Here is an 18,511-nt window from a genome sequence, read left to right as displayed (position 1 = left end):
TTATGTAGTAACTAAAGTTGCTAAAAATTCTGTATCTATTTCAGTAAGATCGTTGAAGTTGTATCGCGCCTCATGCAGTATGGCCTTGTCGCCTATGCCTATGCTTACCATGTGGGCAATGTTCGCGGCCTGTACCCCTGCTACCGCATCCTCAAATACTATGGCACCTTCGGATGGCATGCCCAGCAGCTGGGCGGCTTTAACAAATACTTCGGGGTCGGGCTTGGCATTGGTCACGTCGTTACCGTCGACGATGGCGTCGAAGTAATGCAATACGCCCACTTTTTCCAGTATCGGCCTTGCGTTCTTGCTTGCCGACCCGAGTGCGATCTTTTGGTTATTCTTCTTCAAATACTCCAAAACGGGCATAACGCCGTCGAGTATCTCATCAGCCTGCATGTGGTCGATGGACTGAAGATAATCTTCATTCTTCTCCACAAGCCATTTGTCTTTATCTCCCTGCGATGCCTGTACATTGCCCAGGCCAAGGATGATGTCGAGGGATCGCACGCGGCTTACCCCTTTTAATAATTCGTTGTGTTCGTGTGTAAATTCTATTCCTAACCGGTTCGCTATCTTTTGCCAGGCCAGGTAATGGTACCTGGCGGTATCGACAATAACGCCGTCGAGGTCGAAAATAAATGCTTTTTGGTTCATTAAATTTTTTGATTGATTGATTTTGATTGATTGATCGTGATCTTTGCGTTGTCGTTAACCAGCAATGACATTATTCCTGCCATTACCATAGATATGCCGCCTATAAGCAAAGCGTATATGGGCTGGTTGTTAAAAAAGGTTGAGATTAAGAACCCTAAAATTGATGCTGCCAGCAGTTGCGGTATTACTACAAAAAAGTTGAAAACACCCATGTAGTAACCCATTTTTGAGGCAGGCAGTGAGCCGGAAAGCATGGCAAAAGGTATTGACAGGATGCTCGCCCACGCGATGCCCACTCCTATCATAGAAAAATCGTACATGTAAAATGTAAAGTGGTGCCATGTGCCCGGTGTTCCGATGCTAAAGATCTCGGTATTGAACAAGCCTGAGTTCCCGAGAAAATAGATTGAGGCAAGGCCTGCACCTCCTGCAGCAAGCGCCAGGAAATGTGTAAACTTCCTGCTGGTCCTTCTTGCAATAAGCGGCAGCAGGAATGCGGCGATTGCAGCAACAAGGTTGTAATTGGCAAACATTTCACCTACCAGGTTGGCGCCTGTATTATATTCTACCGAAGTTGTATCAGTGGTTTTAAAAATATGCTCTGTTACCGCTCCCGTAGTATAGATCCACATGGAGAACAAGGCGAACCACGAAAAGAACTGCACCCACGCTAATTGCTTCATTACCTTTGGCATGAACTGGAAATCGTTCATGATGGTAACAAAGCCATTCCTGTAGCTGCCTGACCTTTGGAACGATCCCGAAAAGATAAGTGCTAAGCCGCCCATGCCGATAAGCCCAAGCGACAAAACATAAAGATCTTTTTTGAGGTTGTAATTATAAATTATGAAAGAAAAACCAAGACCTATAGCCAGGGCAATACTGCCTATAAGCAAATGCTTAGCACCGTTCGCCATGAACCATGAGGCAGGCTTTTCCTCTTCCTTATACTTCCCGCCATGCTTTTCCTCTTCGCTCTTTTCAAAAGCTTCGAGTTGTTCGGGCGAATATTCCTTAGTAGTAAAAATGGTCCATAGAACCGAAATGATAAATGCAGCACCGCCTATGTAAAACGAATATTTTACAGAGTCGGGTATCTCGCCTGCCGGGGCAACATTACTTACGTTGTAGTGGGTAAGGATATTGGGAAGCTTAGATGCAACGTACGCGCCAAGGCCAATGAAGAAACTCTGCATGGCAAAACCTGATGTCCTTTGCCTGTCGGGCAGCACATCGCCTACAAATGCCCTGAACGGCTCCATAGAGATGTTGATGGACGCGTCCAGTATCCACAGCATTCCGGCTGCAAACCATAATGCAGGCGAATTGGGCATGATGAACAACGCGACTGACGCCAGCAATGCACCAACCAAAAAGTAGGGTTTTCTTCTTCCGAGCTTGGTCCAGGTACGGTCGCTAAAATAGCCAATGATCGGCTGAACGATGAGCCCTGTAAGAGGAGCTGCCACCCAAAGGGCAGGGATGTCGTCTATTTCGGCACCGAGCGTCTGAAAAATCCTGCTGACATTGGCATTTTGCAGGGCAAAACCCATTTGTATCCCCAGGAAACCGAAACTCATGTTCCAAATCTCCCAGAAACCTAATCTACGCTTTTCCATTATCGTAATTAAATGGTTATTACTACGATAAGCGTTTTATGGCTTATCAAATCTTATAGGGTTGAAGTGGACTATAAGCTTTGATAATTAGGACAAATATAATTGTTTTTTGATCCGAAAAACATTCGGCCACAAAAAAAATTCCGACAAAAGCAACGGAATTGGTTTTTCAAAACATTGAAAATAAATGTTTTAAATACAACTACAACGTTGACGTAGATTCCCGTAATACAAGGTTGGTTTCTATAAGTTCGGTAGTATATTGTTCATTCTCCTCCTCCATTTCCAGGCGGTCAATGAGCATTTGGGCTGCCCTTCCGCCCATTTTTATCCCATTCTGGCTCACGGTAGTAATGCTTGGGCTGGAGTATTGTGAAATAATGCCATCAGTAAACCCTATCACCGAAAGCTCTTCGGGCACTCTAATGCCCATTTTAGTCGCCAGCTTAATGCTTGTAACCGCAAAAAGCTCGTTTACGGCAAATATCGCATCGGGCTTTTTATCAAGCAGCAGTTTCTCGATCTTGGCAGCGCAGTTGTCTATGTCCTCGATCTTTACGATCATGTCCTCATCTACCGTTATAGCATGGTCATCAAGCGCATTGACGTAGCCGTCAGTACGCAGCTTTCCAACACTGACATAGTCGACCGTAGTTACCAACGCTACTTTTTTGAACCCTTTATCGATGAGGAATTCCACCGCATCATAGGCCGCCATCTGGTCGTCGATAATCACCTTATCGCACAACACATCATTTGTTATACGGTCAAACATTACCACCGGCATTCCCTGGTTAATAACCTCCTGTATATGGTGAAAGTCCTTCTTCTGCTGGGTTTCCTTAGAAAGCGACATGATGAACCCATCGGTACTGCCAGTGGCAAGCATCTCCATGTTGATAACCTCCTTATCGAACGACTCATTGCTGAGGCACACGATCACGTTGTACCCGTTCTCATTGGCCACCTGCTCGATGCCGCTGATCACAGTAGCGAAAAAATGGTGTACGATCTCAGGGATTATGATACCTATCGTCTTGGTTTTCTTGTTCTTAAGACTGAGCGCAATATTATTCGGCTTATAGTTATACAGCTTCGCGAACGCCTGTACTTTCAGCTTGGTATCTTCGCTTATCTCAGCACTGTTGCGCAATGATTTTGATACCGTTGAAATGGATACGTCGAGCTCTTTTGCGATCTGTTTAAGGGTGACTTGTCTTTTCATTAAAATGGCGTAAAAGTAGATTCGTAAATAAAGATAAACGTAATTTTTATTAATAGCAATTATCTTACTGGAATTGTGCAAATTCTGAAAAGTTTTCAACACGACAACGTTTTCGCAACTCCGGAAAAGCGAAAACGTTTTTTTTATAATATCTTTTACATAATTTTAACATTCGAAGTGGATTATAAGCAAAAACAAAACGCAAAATTAACCTAAACAACTTGTATGAAAACAATGTATCAGAAGTTATTACTTTTATTGCTGATGCTCCCCTTAAGTGCGCTGGCCCAGAGCACATTATCGGGAACTGTCCGCGATAACGCCACCGGGGAGCCCATACCCGGGGTAAATGTAATCGTTCAGGGCAGCCAGAACGGCACTTCGTCAGATCTTGACGGTAATTTTACCCTGTCAGGACTTAAGAACGGCGACCAGATCGTATTCACATTCATTGGGTATGCCGACCAGACAGTTGCCTACTCCGGGCAAAGCACCTTAGACGTTACTATGAGCGAAGATGCGACCCAGCTACAGGAGGTAGTGTTGATCGGTTATGGTAGTGTAAAAAAGAAAGACGCTACCGGAGCTGTGACTACCGTTACATCGAAAGACTTTAATAAAGGTACCATGGTTACAGCCGAAAACCTCCTGAATGGCCGCGTTGCCGGTGTTACTGTAAACACCAGTGGCGCCCCGGGCTCAGGATCGATGATCAGGATCCGTGGCGGCTCGTCGCTTAACGCGTCGAATGATCCGCTTATCGTTTTGGACGGCCTTCCGCTTGACAATAACACCAATATCGGTTCTACATCATTGCTTGCGGGCATAAACCCGAACGATATCGAAAGCATGACCGTACTTAAAGATGCCTCCGCAACAGCCATCTATGGTTCGCGTGCTGCTAACGGTGTGATCATCATCAACACCAAAAAAGGCGGAAAAGACCTTAAGGTAAGCTACAACTTCACTTACGGAAGCGGTAAGGTCACCAATAAGATAGATGTATTCAATGGTAATGAATACAGGGCGCTGATCCAGGACCGTGTTGCCGCAGGCCTTATGCCGGAAAGCGAACTGGGTTTATTGGGTGATGCCAACACTGACTGGCAGGATGCTATTTACAGGAAAACTGATTTTGTTGATAACAACGTATCGCTTAACGGCAACCTGTTCAAGATAATCCCGGCACGCCTATCATTAGGTAATACCTACCAGGAAGGTGCAAGGCTTACCAACAAGTTCAACCGTAGCACTGTATCAGTATCTTTGAACCCATCGTTCTTTAACGACCACCTTAAATTCAGGGTAAATGCCAACTATGCGAACGAAAAGAACCGTTTTGCCGATGGCGTTGAAGGATCAGCTTTCCGTTTTAACCCAACGCAGCCGATATACCAGGCAGGATCACCATACGGTGGATACTTTGAATATTACAACACTTCAGACGCTAATAACGCACTGCTTTTGGGTACACGCAACCCGGTTGCACAGCTCCAGCAGACATTTGACACAGGCCACAACAACCGTATTTTTGGTAACATTGAGACCGAATACCGTTTCCATTTCTTCCCGGACCTTAAAGCTGTGGTAAACCTCGGCTTTGACGAGTCCAAAGGCGAAAGGGACCGCTATGTACCAACTAACGCTGCTTCAGGCCCATCAAACAACAGCATACCTTTCGGCACCAACGAGTACAGCGAAAGGACACTTAGGAACAAGCTTTTTGATGCATACCTGAACTACAACAAAACATTTGGCAAAACGAATATCGATGCTACGGCAGGTTATTCGTACCAGATATTTGAACAGAACAGTTTTTATACAGGCAACATTAACAACCCGCAATTGGGCAGCAATTTCCCTGAGACCGATATTGACAGGCCAAACGTGATCCTTGGTTTCTTCGGAAGGGCTAACTTTTCATTCAATGACAAATACCTTCTTACGCTTTCTTTCAGGAGGGACGGGTCATCACGCTTTAGCGAAGACAACCGTTGGGGTAACTTCCCTGCAGCAGCTTTCGCGTGGAAAATGAGGGAAGACCTTTTCGCTAATTCAACTACGCTTAGCGACCTTAAGCTTCGCCTTGGATATGGTACTACGGGCCAGCAGAGCTTTGGCGCACCAAACTTCTTCCTTCAGCAGTACAACACTGGCGACGGTAACAGCCAGATACAATTTGGCGGATCGCAATATCCTATCGCAGTATCGCTTCCTTACAACCCATCGATCAAATGGGAAGAAACAACTACTTATAACGTTGGTTTGGATTATGGCCTTTTCAACGGCCGCATTACCGGTGCGCTTGACGCATTCTATAAAGAAAGTACTGACCTGCTTCAGGAAGCCCCATTCCCTGACGGTAGTAACTTCTCTAACCGCGGCTGGCAAAACATCGGTAGCTTTACAACAAAAGGTTTGGAATTCAGTATAAGTGCCGACATAGTTAAGAGTGAGGACTTCAACTGGAACCTTAGCTTTAACGCTACTAAATTTGAAAGAAGGATCGAGAAGCTTGCCTACGGACAGGACATTCTTTTGGGTGGTACAGGAGCCGGTACAGGCGGTACGGCGCAAATATACCGCGAAGGCTTTACCCCTTACACTTTCTACGTGTACAAGCAATTATATGATACAAGTGGTGCTCCAATAGAAGGTGCATTTGCTGATCTTGACGGAAATGGCGTGATCAACGAAAAAGACAGGTACCTTTACAAAAATCCTGACCCGGATGCCACTTTCGGCCTTGCCTCAAGCATGAACTGGGGCAACCTTGATTTCTCATTCAACATGAGGGCAAGTGTGGGCAACAGGATATACAATGCAGTAGATGCAGGAAATGCACAATTCAACCTGCTTAAGACAGATGCCGTACTTACCAACATCCCGAGGAATGTTTTGAGCACAGGCTTTACAACAACATCCGAAGTGGTACTTTCTGACGTATATATCGAGAATGGATCATTCCTTAGGCTTGATAACGTGACGCTTGGCTATACATTCAAGAACTGGTTGGATAAAGCATCCGTAAGGCTGTTCACCGGTTGCCAGAACGCGTTGCTGATAACTGAGTACTCAGGTATCGACCCTGAAATTACGAATGACGGACGTGACCAGACTATTTATCCGCGCCAAAGGACCTTCCTTTTTGGTGCCAACATAAATTTCTAATTAAAAAACTATGAAAAAATTCAAACTTAATTTTTTATACCTTCTGGGATTAACGCTTGCGTTCTCTTCGTGTACGAGCGACCTGGATGTGGAGTCGGAAGATGATGACATCTCGACTGCCGAAGACTTTTATAAGCAGCCGGGCGCTTACAAGCAGGCATTGGCAGGCGTATACGGTAACTTATCACTAACCGGTACAGGTGGTGCGGGTTCATCGTTCCTTCAGGGTGTAGATGCAGGTACGAGCCAGTTTGGCCGATGCCTATGGTACATGCAGGACCTTAGTACGGATGAGGCTATATGGAGTTACGAGAATGATCCCGGGGCAAGAGAGATCCAGCGCAATATATGGAGCTCTGAAAACCCTATTATCTTGGGCATGTTCAGCCGTACCATGGTAGAAGTGGCGCTTGCGAACGAATTCCTGAAGCAGAGTACTCCTGAAAAGCTAAGCAGCCGCGGCATTTCGGCTACGGAAGCTGCTGAGATCGAAACATACCGCAATGAAGTAAGGGTACTTAGGGCTATGGCCTATTATTATCTGCTGGACATGTTTGGCAAAGCACCTTTCATTACAGAGACCGATCCTGTGAACTTCAGGGGGCCTGAATACAACGCACAGCAGCTTTTTGACTTTATAGAAAGTGAGATCAATGCAGCTATGCCGGGCCTTAAAGCCGCACGCACCAATGAGTATGGAAGATTTGACCAGGGTGTTGCCAATATGATACTTGCCAAACTGTACCTTAATGCCGAAGTATATATTGGCACTGCCAAGTACGCTGAGTGTGCTGCTAAATGTACAGAGATCATCAACTCAGGCTACACGCTTGAGGCAAATTACCTTGATAACTTTAAGGCAGATAACCAGACTTCTACGGAGAACATCTTTACACTGCAAAGCGATGGTACACTGACACAGAACTATGGCCCAACAACGGTTATGATCAACGGCCAACCGGGTTCACTGGAACAAAACGGCGTATCTATGGGTACGAGCGCTGCTGGATGGAGCGGTGCGCTGCGCCTGAGGAAGCAATTCGTACAGAAGTTTGACGGAGCTGAATTTGACAATGACGAAAGGAATACGCTTATGGGCGGCGGTGCCAGGATGCTTGAGATCGCAGATATCGCTAATAAAGACCAGGGATACATCCTTGCGAAATGGTCGAACATTTCTTCGACCGGCGTTCCGGGTGCCAACACCACCTTTGTGGACACTGACTTTGTATTGTTCCGCCTTGCCGACGTTTACCTTATGTATGCAGAATGTGCCGTTCGCGGTGCTGCAGGAGCAAATCCTACGGTCGCGCTTGATTATGTGAACGACCTTAGGGAGCGTGCCAACAACAACGCTTCGCAAAACATTTCGCAATCAGAACTTACACTGAATTTCCTTATCGATGAGCGTGCAAGGGAACTTCATTGGGAAGCACACAGGAGGCAGGACCTTATCCGCTTTAACAAATATGCTAGCGGCAGCTACAACTGGGCATGGAAAGGCAATGGTATGAACGGTATCGCACTTCCTAACCACATGGAGTTATTCCCTCTTCCTGCTGCATCTATCGCGGCGAACCCAAATTTATCTCAAAACCCAGGTTATTAATAACATCAAAAATTAATCGTATATAAAATGAAAAATATATTTAAAACGTTGATCGCGGCGGTCCTTATTACAGGAGGATTTGCTTCATGTGAAGATGAGCAGGAACTAAAGTATGTGACCCCTGCTGCATCATTCCAGATACTTACCCCGCTAACGGGCGAATCGGTAGTGCTTAATCCAGAGAACCAAACCAACCCGGCCCTTGTATTGGCATGGGAAGACATGGACTACGGAACACCTACAGAAGTAACTTATACGGTACAGGTTGCCGCTAACGGCACAGATTTTGAAACTCCTGTTAATGTTACATCTACAACGAATACATATGCAAGCATTGACGTTGCTACACTTAACGCCGCTACAGACAATGCAGGCCTTGCCCCGTTTACTGAGAGTGGGCTTGATGTAAGGATCAGGGCTACAGTAGGTACGAACGCTGACCAGGAGAGGTTCTCGAATGTGATCGTTTACCTTGTAACACCTTTCTCTACTGCACTTCCTAAGCTTGCGGTAGTAGGTAACCACCAGGGATGGAACCCGGGAGCTGCAGATGTGCCGCTACTGTTGTCATCTGCTTATGGCGCTACCGACTACGAAGGCTTTGTATGGCTTGATGGTTCATACAAATTCCTTAAGCCGGATGCAAGCGGTGCATTTGCATGGGGCAATACGGACTATGGCGATAACGGAACTTTTACAGGTATACTTGCTGAAACAGGCGAGACCGATGCTACAGCAACTGCAGGTTACTACAAAGTAACGGCTAATACCGGAACCCTTGTTTACAGTGCCGTAAGGACGAACTGGGGTCTTATCGGATCAGCTACAGCAGCTATTACAGGCGGCGACGGATGGGGTTCAGACATCGACATGACCTATGATGCCGCCTCTAGGACATGGAAGCTTAACAATGTTACCCTGGGTGCGGGCGCTATCAAATTCAGGGCTAATGATGACTGGGGCATCAACATGGGTGGATCTGACGGAACACTTACACAAGGTGGGGCAGACATCAACGTTGCTGCGGGTACCTACAACATTACGCTTGACCTGAGCAACCCAAGGGCTTATACATATACCGTACAGGCTATTTAATACCGATAACTTAGAAAAGGGCTGCTTGTCAGCCCTTTTTTATCTTTATACGATCTACTATGAAAAAATTTACAATCCTATTTTTGTTATTGGGCTTTATAAGCTTTGCACAGGTAACAACTACTCCCTCGCCTGTGCTTGCCGATCAGCCTGTAACCATTTATTTTGACAAAGCCGGGACCAACCTGGCAAGCTACAACGGTACGATCTATGCCCATACAGGACTTACCGTAGACGGAACCGAATGGAGCAATGTAATAGGCTCATGGGGCTCTAATGCCCAACCATCGCTAACATTGGTTTCGGGTACTACATATAAGCTGGAGATACCTACCAACCTTTATGCATTTTATAATGTACCTGTAACAAGCACCATTACCAAAATGTGGTTCGTATTCCGTGCGGCGGGATCATCCGGCCCGCAAACCAGCCCGGATATTTCTGTGAACGTTGGGGCATTCCAGGTAACCATGGGATCGCCTGCCGAAAACAGCACTACCATACTTAACCCGGGTGCTAACTTCAACATTACTGCGTCCAATACGGGTGGGCCGGCTAACTATAACCTTATGTCGAACGGCGTGAGCGTGACCACGGCCAATAACGTTTCCACGTTCAGCTACAATCACACGAACCTTACTACTACCCAGAATTATGACCTGGTGGTAACGCAGGGTACCGATGTGATCACCAAAAGCTTTACGGCAATTTTGAACAATACTACCATAGCTGCACTGCCTGCCGGCATGCGCGACGGGATAAATTACCATGCGGGCGATGCCTCTAAAGTTACGCTTGTACTTAACGCTCCCGGCAAAGACTTCGTCTATGTTGCGGGAACTTTCAACAACTGGCACCCAACTTCGGCGTATGCCATGAAAAGGGAAGCCGGCAATGGGAAATTCTGGCTGGAGCTGCCTTATGCATTTGTTGCGGGCGATGACCATTCCTTTCAATACTGGGTAGTAGACCAGACACCGGTGGCCAATTCGCCTGCTTTGGTGAAAACAGCCGATCCATTCTCTACACTCGTGCTGTCACCGTTTGATGACCCATACATTACCAATGCACAATATCCTAACATGCCTCAATATCCGACAGGGCAAGCGTTTGAGGTAAGCGTTATCAATACCGGGCAAGCAGCATATAACTGGCAGGTGGCCAACTTTACAAAACCTGCAAAAGAGGATCTTGTTATCTATGAATTGCTGATAAGGGATTTCAACCAGCAAAAAACATGGCAGTCGTTAATTGACCAGTTTGATTACCTGAAAAACCTGAACATCAACGCCATTGAGCTTATGCCCATAATGGAATTTGAAGGCAACATCTCATGGGGATACAATACGGCTTACCACATGGCTCCGGACAAGGCTTATGGCACACCGGAATCTATGAAGGCATTCATCGACCTGTGCCACCAGAACGGCATTGCGGTAATATTGGATGTTGCCCTTAACCACGTATATGGCCGCTCTCCGCTTGCCCGCATGTGGGTAAACGACCCTGATGGTGACGGTTTTGGCAGCACTACTGCCGAGAACCCTTACTGCAATGTGAACGCCATGCACTCCTACAGTGTGGGTACCGACCTGAACCACCAGTCAGCACTAACGCAATATTACACACAAAGGACTATCGAGCATTGGATCACCGAATACAAGATCGACGGTTTCCGTTGGGACCTTACCAAAGGCTTTACGCAAAACTGCATGAACAACGAAGGCTGTACCAATAACTACCAGGCCGACAGGGTGGCGGTACTAAAAACCTATGCCGACATGCAGTGGGCGATCGACCCGAATTTCTACGTGATATTTGAGCACATGGGCACAGGGAGCGGCGCAGGAAGCTCTGCCGGAGAAGAAACGGAGTGGGCCAACTACCGCATAGGCGAAGGAAAAGGCATCATGCTATGGGGCAAACTTACCGACCCATACAACCAAAATACCATGGGCTTTGCGAGCAACAGCAACTTCAATTCGATCGATTTTGAGAACAGGGGCTACCAGCAGCCTAGGCTTGTAGGCTTTGCAGAAAGCCATGACGAGGAAAGGCTAATGTACAAGAACCTTGAGTATGGCGCAAGCGCGGGTTCGTATGATGTGCAAAACCTTGCTACGGCCCTGAACAGGCAAAAAGCACTGGGCGCGGTTTTCCTTACCGTTCCGGGTCCGAAAATGATATGGCAGTTTGGCGAGCTCGGCTATGATTTCAGCATTAACCGCTGTGAGAACGGAAGCATCAACAGCGACTGCCGTACCAACCCTAAGCCGATACCGTTTACCCTGGGCTATGATACCAATTCTGACAGGATGTCGCTGTACGGCACATGGGCTAAAATGATCAAGCTAAGGAATGAGAACCCTGTGTTCAGCACCACTACATTTACTGTAGCATCGGGCAACCTGCTGCCAAGGATCGACATTTGGGACAATAATATCGCTGTTACAGAGCTTAAGAACGTAATAGTGCTGGCTAACTTTAATACCACGGCACAAGTAGTGAACACCAGCTTCCCTGCCGGCGTTACCGATGCCTGGTACGACCTTATGGACACGACCCTTGCGGCCATACCTAACAGCATTACCAGCATTACCCTGCAGCCGGGCGAATACAAAATACTTGGCAACAGGCCTGCTGTAGTTATGGGCAACGGGGAATTTACAACCTCGAAAATTGCGTTATACCCTAACCCTGCCAATAGCCAGTTCAGCCTGAGCACAGCCGCTGCCAAAGTGGAGGTGTATACGATAACAGGACAGCTGGTTAAAACTTTTGGTGCAGCAGAGGCAGGCACGTCATTCGATGTGAACAGCCTTGGCACAGGCCTGTATTTGGTGAAAATTACAGATGCTGCCAGCCGCCAGAGCACCGCAAAGCTTATCAAAGAATAGTTTGAGTTAGTTTTTATAAGTTAAGTTTGTGAAAGGCCTGCGTTAAAAAAGCAGGCCTTTTATTATGACTGCCATACCTTTACACAATGAAACATCTATTACCAAAATTCCATTATTTCCTGTTGCTTTTGCTTACTGCGATCGGCACACAGGCACAAAACACAAGCGTACAATTCCAGGTGAACATGAACCACCAGGTAACGCTTGGCAATTTTAACCCTGACACGCAAACTGTGGATGTCGCGGGCTCCTTTAACAATTGGGGCGCTACGCTTACCCCACTTTCGGATACTGACGGCGATGGTGTTTACACCGGCAGTGTGAGCCTTACCATAGGTTCAACGATACAATTCAAGACCCGCATCAACGCGCAGTGGAATGGAACAGAGGAATTCCCGAACGCAGGCCCCAATCGTACCTACACTGTAATGCCGAACGGTGTGGTAGCCTACTGGTATAATGATGTGCTGCCTCCGGACATGCTCAACGTACAGGCCAAAGCCAATGCCTATATAGTACAGCCCGGCCAGAACGTGCAATATTATGATCTTTCAGCAGGCGATCCTGTAGCGTGGCAATGGTCGATGCCGGGAGCGACGCCCGAAACTTCGGATGCCCAAAATCCGGTAGTGACGTATGCCGCCGCTGGTAATTATAATGTAACCCTAACGGTGACTAACGATGAGGGCGAATCGACCTCGGCCACATTTACCAACTTCATACGCGTGGATGCGATGGAGACACATTGGTGGAACGACCGCGTATTTTATGAAGTGTTCGTGCGCAGCTTTAAAGACAGCAACGGTGATGGTAAAGGCGACCTGCAGGGGCTCATCGATAAACTAGACTACCTGAACGACGGCGACCCGAACACAACTACCGACCTTGGCATAACGGGAATTTGGCTAATGCCGGTACAACAATCACCCTCTTACCACGGCTATGATGTATCCGACTACATGACCGTGGAACAGGACTACGGCAACAACCCAAAGTTCATTGAGTTCATGCAGGCGGCACACGCCCGCGGCATAAAGGTGATCATTGATATGGTGATGAACCACACCAGCGACCAGCACCCGTGGTTCGTATCGAGCAAAAACCCCGCAAGCGACAAGCGCGACTGGTACATTTGGGAAGACAACAACCCCGGGACCCCCGGCCCGTTCGAGAACGATCCCTGGCATGCCTTTAACGGAGATTGGTACTATGGTGCTTTTTACGGAGGCATGCCCGACCTGAATTTTTACAATCCCGATGTTCATGAGGCTTTTGAAGAGATCACTGAATTTTGGCTGAACGACATGGGCGTTGACGGTTTCCGCCTGGACGCGGTTAAGTTTTTGCATGAAAATGGTACGGCAACTCAAAATACGCCTGAAACGATAGCTTACTGGCAGGAATTCCGTGCGTTTTACAAATCGGTTAAGCCGGAGGCATTTGCCGTGGGTGAGGCCTGGGACCTTACCCCGATCGCGGCACAGTATGTAAACAACAACGGGCTGGACTACTGCTTTGAGTTTGAGCTGGCCGACTCGATACTGAACGGACTGAACAGTGGCAGCGCTACCGACCTGTCCAACCAGATGGAAGAGGTGATGAAGGCCTACCCGTTCCTGCAATTCGGGACGATACTGGGCAACCACGATACCAATAGGGTCATGAGCGTTTTTAACAGCGATATGCCAAAAATGAAGGCGGCCTCTGCCCTGTTGCTTACACTCCCGGGGATCCCTTATATTTATTACGGCGAAGAAATAGGCATGACCGGTATAAAACCGGATGAGCTTATCAGGAAGCCGATGCAGTGGACAGGCACAACCGGGGCAGGGTTTACGACCGGCACGCCATGGCAGAGCATCAATGGTGACTATACCACAAAAAACGTAGCGGCACAGCAGGCCAGTGGAACATCGTTATGGAACCACTACCGCAACCTTATCGCCCTCAGGCAAAATGAGGATGCACTTACAAAAGGGACCTATAAGGCGGTCAACACATCGTCTGGGGGAGCATTTGCTTTCTTAAGGCAGTATGAGGGTGACAATGTACTTGTGGTCGTAAATATGGGCAATGCAACTCTTGCTGAACTAAGTGTATCGTTACAATATGGCGGCATGACTCCCGGAACTTATGCGGCAACAGAAATGCTTGGAGGCGGTACAATGAACTTTACAATAGGCAGTGACGGTGGCTTTGCACAAACGCCACTGCAGCCATTATCATCAAAAGGAGTTACAATTTACAAGTTTAACGCTCCGCTTGGCGTTGTTGAGCCTGCTGCGACCATAACAAGCCTCTATCCTAACCCGGCAGGCAACAGCTTTAGTTTTACTGTGGCAACAGAACGTGCCGAAGTGTACTCGCTAACCGGGCAACTGGTAAAAAGCTATGGTGCTGCCAATGCAGGAACGCCGTTTGACATCAGCAGCCTTGCGAAAGGGCTTTATCTTGTGAAGGTAACCGACGCTAATGGAAGTGCGAGTACCGTGAAGCTTGTGAAGGAGTAAGTTTATTTTATATCGGCCTAAAATAAGTTGACAGATCAAATTAGTATCCCGATCGCATTTTGTGGTCTGGATACTTAATTTTATATATCTCATCAGGTGTTTTCAATCCTAATTATCTTTTTTGTTATCACAATCATAAACCTGTAGCATTTGCCGTGAGCAAAATGTATTTTTAAATTGATCAAAAATGAACAGGAATGAAAAAGTTACTCTTTATTATAGGTATTGCGATGCTTTTAGTAATGTGCAAAAGTTCTAAAACTGCAGCAGGTTCAGCGCCGGTAGCGGAGGAGAAGACCAAAGTGCAATACAAGGATGATTTCAGGGCGGCATCTGCAAGAGAGAAGGCTAAAGTACTGAAGGAACTTAAGGCTTCGGCTGCCAAGTATTCGATAGTGGTATTCACTCAAAACTTTAAAGGGGAAAAAATAACCGCGGCCAATACCAATGGACAACTGTATAGCGGGTACGCCATATCCAACCTGAAGACCGGGATCGCCGATAAGGCCCGCATCGACAATACGCTCGACACTACAGTGTATGATAAGTCCGACGATCACGAGGTCGTTATCGAGGCAAAGGAGGCACAGAAGCACAAATTCATTTACATCATGAAGAATCCCGGCTCAAAAACGCCTTTTACGGTGACATATAGCAATACGTTGAGGCCTTTAGAGTAATTCCGAAGAAAAAGTATCTCATGCTGAATAGCATCCTATAAGCTAACGGTGGCTAAAGAAGTATCGCCGCGTTGCATAAACTACGCGTGCAATCCCAATACAGCCTAATTGCTATTAAACAATTGCCTAATTGTTCCTTTAAACCCCTATCTTTACAGCCCTCAACCTGTTAAAATTCATTCGTTAAAGAATAATTTTATCTCGTATTTGAATTTCTAAGAATTAATTGTACTTTTGCAACCCCTTTATTGGGGACGGAATGTTTAATTAAAATTATTTATTGTGAACACATTAAGCTACAAAACAGTTTCGGCGAATAAGGCGACTGCTCAGAAAGAGTGGATCGTTGTCGATGCTGAAGGTCATAATTTGGGCCGTCTTGCTTCTAAAGTTGCGATGCTTTTGAGGGGTAAGTACAAAACAAATTATACACCGCACGTTGACTGTGGCGATAACGTAGTTGTTATCAACGCAGAAAAGATCAACCTTACAGGTAACAAACTTGACGACAAGATCTACATGCGTCATACAGGTTACCCTGGAGGACAAAGAACGCTTACCGCTAAGGTGCTACAGGCAAAGAACCCTGCTATCCTTGTTGAGAAAGCTGTAAAAGGAATGCTGCCTAAGAACAAACTTGGCGCTGAGCTATTCCGCAACCTGAATGTATATGTAGGCACTGACCACAAGCATGAAGCTCAGAAGCCTAAAACCGTTAACTTAAACGATCTAAAGTAAATGGCAACTATCCACAAAATCGGCAGGAGGAAAACTGCTGTTGCCCGTATCTACCTTTCTGAAGGAACAGGTAAGATCACGGTGAACAAAAAAGAACTTGAAGTATACTTCCCAACCGCTACGCTACAGTACAAAGTACGCCAGCCGCTTTCTATGACGAACAACGTTGAAGGCTTTGACGTAAAAGTGAACGTATACGGTGGTGGTATCACAGGACAGGCTGAAGCTGTACGTATGGCTATCGCCCGCGCTATGTGCGAGGTTGACGCTGAGAACCGCGGCATCCTTAAGCCTGAAGGACTATTGACAAGGGACCCACGTATGGTAGAACGTAAGAAGTTCGGCCAGAAGAAAGCCCGTAAGAGATTCCAGTTCTCTAAACGTTAATATCCTGAATGCCCTTATCACAAGGGATCTTATTAAAAATTTAAAAACAAAAGTTGTTGTTGCCCCGCTGAGGCGTGGGGTTAGTTTAGCATCTAAATGGGCAGGGCCAGCCATAGTGCGCCACCTGAACATTGCGCTTACTCAACAGAACGTAAACTATTACAAAAATGGCAAATAAAGTAGAAGTTAAAGACTTACTGGAAGCAGGTGTACACTTCGGACACATGACCAGGAAATGGGACCCTAACATGGCCCCGTACATATACATGGAGCGTAATGGCATACACATTATCAACCTGTATAAAACCGCAGCTAAGATCGAAGAGGCTAACGAAGCCCTTAAAAAGATCGCTGCTTCAGGCCGAAAGATCCTTTTCGTAGCCACAAAAAAACAAGCAAAAGACATCGTTGCCGAGAAAGCAGCCGCTGCCAATATGCCTTACATCACTGAAAGGTGGCCGGGCGGTATGCTTACTAACTTCGTTACTATCCGTAAAGCCGTTAAGAAAATGGCTTCTATCGATAAAATGAAGAAAGACGGTACATTCATGACGCTTTCTAAGAAAGAGCGCCTTCAGGTAGATCGTCTTCGTGCTAAGCTTGAGAAAAACCTTGGCTCTATTGCCGACATGACAAGGCTTCCTGCCGCGTTGTTCGTAGTAGACATCAAGGCTGAACATATCGCAGTAAAAGAAGCTCAGAAATTAAACATTCCGGTTTTCGCAATGGTAGATACCAACTCTGACCCACGTCAGGTTGACTATGTTATCCCTGCAAATGATGACGCTTCTAAATCAATAGAAAAAGTACTTGCCCTTGTAACAGGCGCTGTAGTTGAAGGCCTTTCTGACAGGAAATCTGATAAAGATGATTTCACCGAAGGAGAAGGCAATGAGGCTGCTGCACCGGTAGCTGCTCCTAAACAGGAAGCTGCACCGGCTGCCGAAGCTCCTGCACAGGAAACACCTGCTGCTACAGAGGAATAAGTTAACATTACAGTAAAGCCGTTATGCGGGGTAATGTTTACTTTTAGTGCATTATCGGTATGACGGCTTTATCATTTATTATAAACAACAAATTAAAATACGACTTAAAATGGCAAATATCACTGCTGCTGACGTAAATAAACTAAGGACCATTACCGGTGCCGGTATGATGGACTGTAAAAAAGCACTTGTTGAAGCTGATGGCGATTTCGATAAAGCTATCGAGAACCTTCGTAAGAAAGGCCAGAAAGTTGCTGCCAACAGGGCTGACCGCGATTCTGCCGAAGGTGCTGTTATCGCTGTAGTTAACGCTGACAAAACTCAGGGCGTTGTTATCTCACTTAACTGTGAGACCGACTTCGTTGCTAAAAACGAGACTTTTGTTAAGCTTGCTAACGACTTTGCTGCCCTTGCACTTGAAAGCGCTACAAAAGAAGAGCTTCTTGCAAAAGACTATAACGGCATGACCGTTGAAGAAAAGCTTATCGAGCAGACAGGAGTTATCGGAGAGAAGATCGAGATCGGCTCATTCGAAAGGCTTGAAGGCGCGTTCGTAGGTTCATACATCCACGCTGGTAACAGGATCGCTACATTGGTTAGCCTTTCTGCAAATGTTAACGGTGGCGAAGAAGCTGCACGCAACGTAGCTATGCAGGCTGCTGCAATGGCACCTATCGCCCTTAACGAAGAAGGCGTTGATGCTGCTACAATTGAAAAAGAGATAGAGATCGCAAAAGACGTACTTCGCCAGGAAGGCAAGCCAGAGGCTATGCTTGACAATATCGCAAAAGGTAAGCTTGGCCGTTTCTTTAAAGACAATACCCTTGTTAACCAGGACTACATCAAAGACAACAAGCTTAGCGTAAGCGAGTATGTAAAATCGATTGATGGCGGCCTTGTTGTAACAGGCTACAAAAGGGTCGCACTTGCATAAGTA

The 18,511-nt window shown here is 46.5% G+C and carries 13 protein-coding genes; 10 read left to right on the top strand and 3 right to left on the bottom strand.

Annotated elements, in window-relative coordinates; translation table 11 throughout:
- The 3 genes from pgmB to ACT6R0_RS12595 form a co-directional block, all read right to left on the bottom strand.
- Complete coding sequence (gene pgmB / locus ACT6R0_RS12605; protein WP_444653797.1) at positions 1–657, bottom strand: beta-phosphoglucomutase; 657 nt, start codon at positions 655–657, stop codon at positions 1–3.
- Complete coding sequence (locus ACT6R0_RS12600; RefSeq protein ID WP_444653796.1) at positions 657–2,276, bottom strand: MFS transporter; 1,620 nt, start codon at positions 2,274–2,276, stop codon at positions 657–659. Before ACT6R0_RS12600 ends, pgmB begins: the two co-directional genes overlap by 1 nt.
- 202 nt (positions 2,277–2,478) lie before the next feature.
- Positions 2,479–3,501 carry a LacI family DNA-binding transcriptional regulator gene (locus tag ACT6R0_RS12595; RefSeq protein WP_444653794.1) on the bottom strand — a complete coding sequence of 341 codons (1,023 nt, stop codon included), beginning with the start codon at positions 3,499–3,501 and terminating at the stop codon, positions 2,479–2,481.
- A gap of 225 nt (positions 3,502–3,726) precedes the next feature.
- Between ACT6R0_RS12595 and ACT6R0_RS12590 the strand changes: the two genes are divergently transcribed.
- The 10 genes from ACT6R0_RS12590 to tsf all read left to right on the top strand — a co-directional run bounded on the left by ACT6R0_RS12590 (position 3,727) and on the right by tsf (position 18,508).
- The gene (locus ACT6R0_RS12590; protein ID WP_444653792.1) at positions 3,727–6,672 is read left to right on the top strand and encodes a SusC/RagA family TonB-linked outer membrane protein; all 2,946 of its coding nucleotides are present in this window, start codon (positions 3,727–3,729) and stop codon (positions 6,670–6,672) included.
- A 10-nt stretch (positions 6,673–6,682) separates the two neighbouring features.
- Positions 6,683–8,281, top strand: coding sequence for a RagB/SusD family nutrient uptake outer membrane protein (locus ACT6R0_RS12585; protein WP_444653791.1), 1,599 nt, complete (start codon positions 6,683–6,685; stop codon positions 8,279–8,281).
- A gap of 27 nt (positions 8,282–8,308) precedes the next feature.
- Entirely contained in the window at positions 8,309–9,376 is a 1,068-nt protein-coding gene (locus ACT6R0_RS12580) for a SusE domain-containing protein (protein WP_444653790.1), read from the top strand.
- 59 nt (positions 9,377–9,435) lie between these two features.
- A complete protein-coding gene (locus ACT6R0_RS12575) occupies positions 9,436–12,273 on the top strand; it encodes an alpha-amylase family glycosyl hydrolase (RefSeq protein ID WP_444653789.1) in 2,838 nt (945 codons plus the stop codon).
- Between the two features lie 86 nt (positions 12,274–12,359).
- Positions 12,360–14,783, top strand: coding sequence for an alpha-amylase family glycosyl hydrolase (locus ACT6R0_RS12570; protein ID WP_444653787.1), 2,424 nt, complete (start codon positions 12,360–12,362; stop codon positions 14,781–14,783).
- Positions 14,784–14,980: 197 nt separating this feature from the next.
- Positions 14,981–15,463, top strand: coding sequence for a hypothetical protein (locus tag ACT6R0_RS12565; RefSeq protein WP_444653785.1), 483 nt, complete (start codon positions 14,981–14,983; stop codon positions 15,461–15,463).
- Between the two features lie 282 nt (positions 15,464–15,745).
- Entirely contained in the window at positions 15,746–16,201 is a 456-nt protein-coding gene (gene rplM, locus ACT6R0_RS12560; protein WP_444653784.1) for a 50S ribosomal protein L13, read from the top strand.
- Complete coding sequence (gene rpsI / locus ACT6R0_RS12555; RefSeq protein WP_444653783.1) at positions 16,202–16,588, top strand: 30S ribosomal protein S9; 387 nt, start codon at positions 16,202–16,204, stop codon at positions 16,586–16,588.
- Positions 16,589–16,755: 167 nt separating this feature from the next.
- Positions 16,756–17,574, top strand: coding sequence for a 30S ribosomal protein S2 (gene rpsB, locus ACT6R0_RS12550; protein ID WP_444653781.1), 819 nt, complete (start codon positions 16,756–16,758; stop codon positions 17,572–17,574).
- 109 nt (positions 17,575–17,683) lie between these two features.
- Positions 17,684–18,508: a translation elongation factor Ts gene (gene tsf / locus ACT6R0_RS12545; protein WP_444653780.1), complete on the top strand. Its 825-nt coding sequence runs from the start codon at positions 17,684–17,686 to the stop codon at positions 18,506–18,508.
- The last annotated feature ends 3 nt before the right edge of the window (positions 18,509–18,511 follow it).

The sequence above is a fragment of the Flavobacterium sp. genome (genome assembly GCF_052437795.1).
Lineage (GTDB): Bacteria > Bacteroidota > Bacteroidia > Flavobacteriales > Flavobacteriaceae > Flavobacterium.
Note: the sequence above shows the minus strand (reverse complement) of the source record. Positions and strands in the feature narration are given on the sequence as shown.

Coding starts and splice junctions, on each gene's coding strand:
- pgmB (WP_444653797.1), bottom strand. CDS start 657: ATGAACCAAAAAGCATTTATTTTCGACCTCGACGGCGTTATTGTCGAT.
- ACT6R0_RS12600 (WP_444653796.1), bottom strand. CDS start 2,276: ATGGAAAAGCGTAGATTAGGTTTCTGGGAGATTTGGAACATGAGTTTC.
- ACT6R0_RS12595 (WP_444653794.1), bottom strand. CDS start 3,501: ATGAAAAGACAAGTCACCCTTAAACAGATCGCAAAAGAGCTCGACGTA.
- ACT6R0_RS12590 (WP_444653792.1), top strand. CDS start 3,727: ATGAAAACAATGTATCAGAAGTTATTACTTTTATTGCTGATGCTCCCC.
- ACT6R0_RS12585 (WP_444653791.1), top strand. CDS start 6,683: ATGAAAAAATTCAAACTTAATTTTTTATACCTTCTGGGATTAACGCTT.
- ACT6R0_RS12580 (WP_444653790.1), top strand. CDS start 8,309: ATGAAAAATATATTTAAAACGTTGATCGCGGCGGTCCTTATTACAGGA.
- ACT6R0_RS12575 (WP_444653789.1), top strand. CDS start 9,436: ATGAAAAAATTTACAATCCTATTTTTGTTATTGGGCTTTATAAGCTTT.
- ACT6R0_RS12570 (WP_444653787.1), top strand. CDS start 12,360: ATGAAACATCTATTACCAAAATTCCATTATTTCCTGTTGCTTTTGCTT.
- ACT6R0_RS12565 (WP_444653785.1), top strand. CDS start 14,981: ATGAAAAAGTTACTCTTTATTATAGGTATTGCGATGCTTTTAGTAATG.
- rpsI (WP_444653783.1), top strand. CDS start 16,202: ATGGCAACTATCCACAAAATCGGCAGGAGGAAAACTGCTGTTGCCCGT.
- rpsB (WP_444653781.1), top strand. CDS start 16,756: ATGGCAAATAAAGTAGAAGTTAAAGACTTACTGGAAGCAGGTGTACAC.
- tsf (WP_444653780.1), top strand. CDS start 17,684: ATGGCAAATATCACTGCTGCTGACGTAAATAAACTAAGGACCATTACC.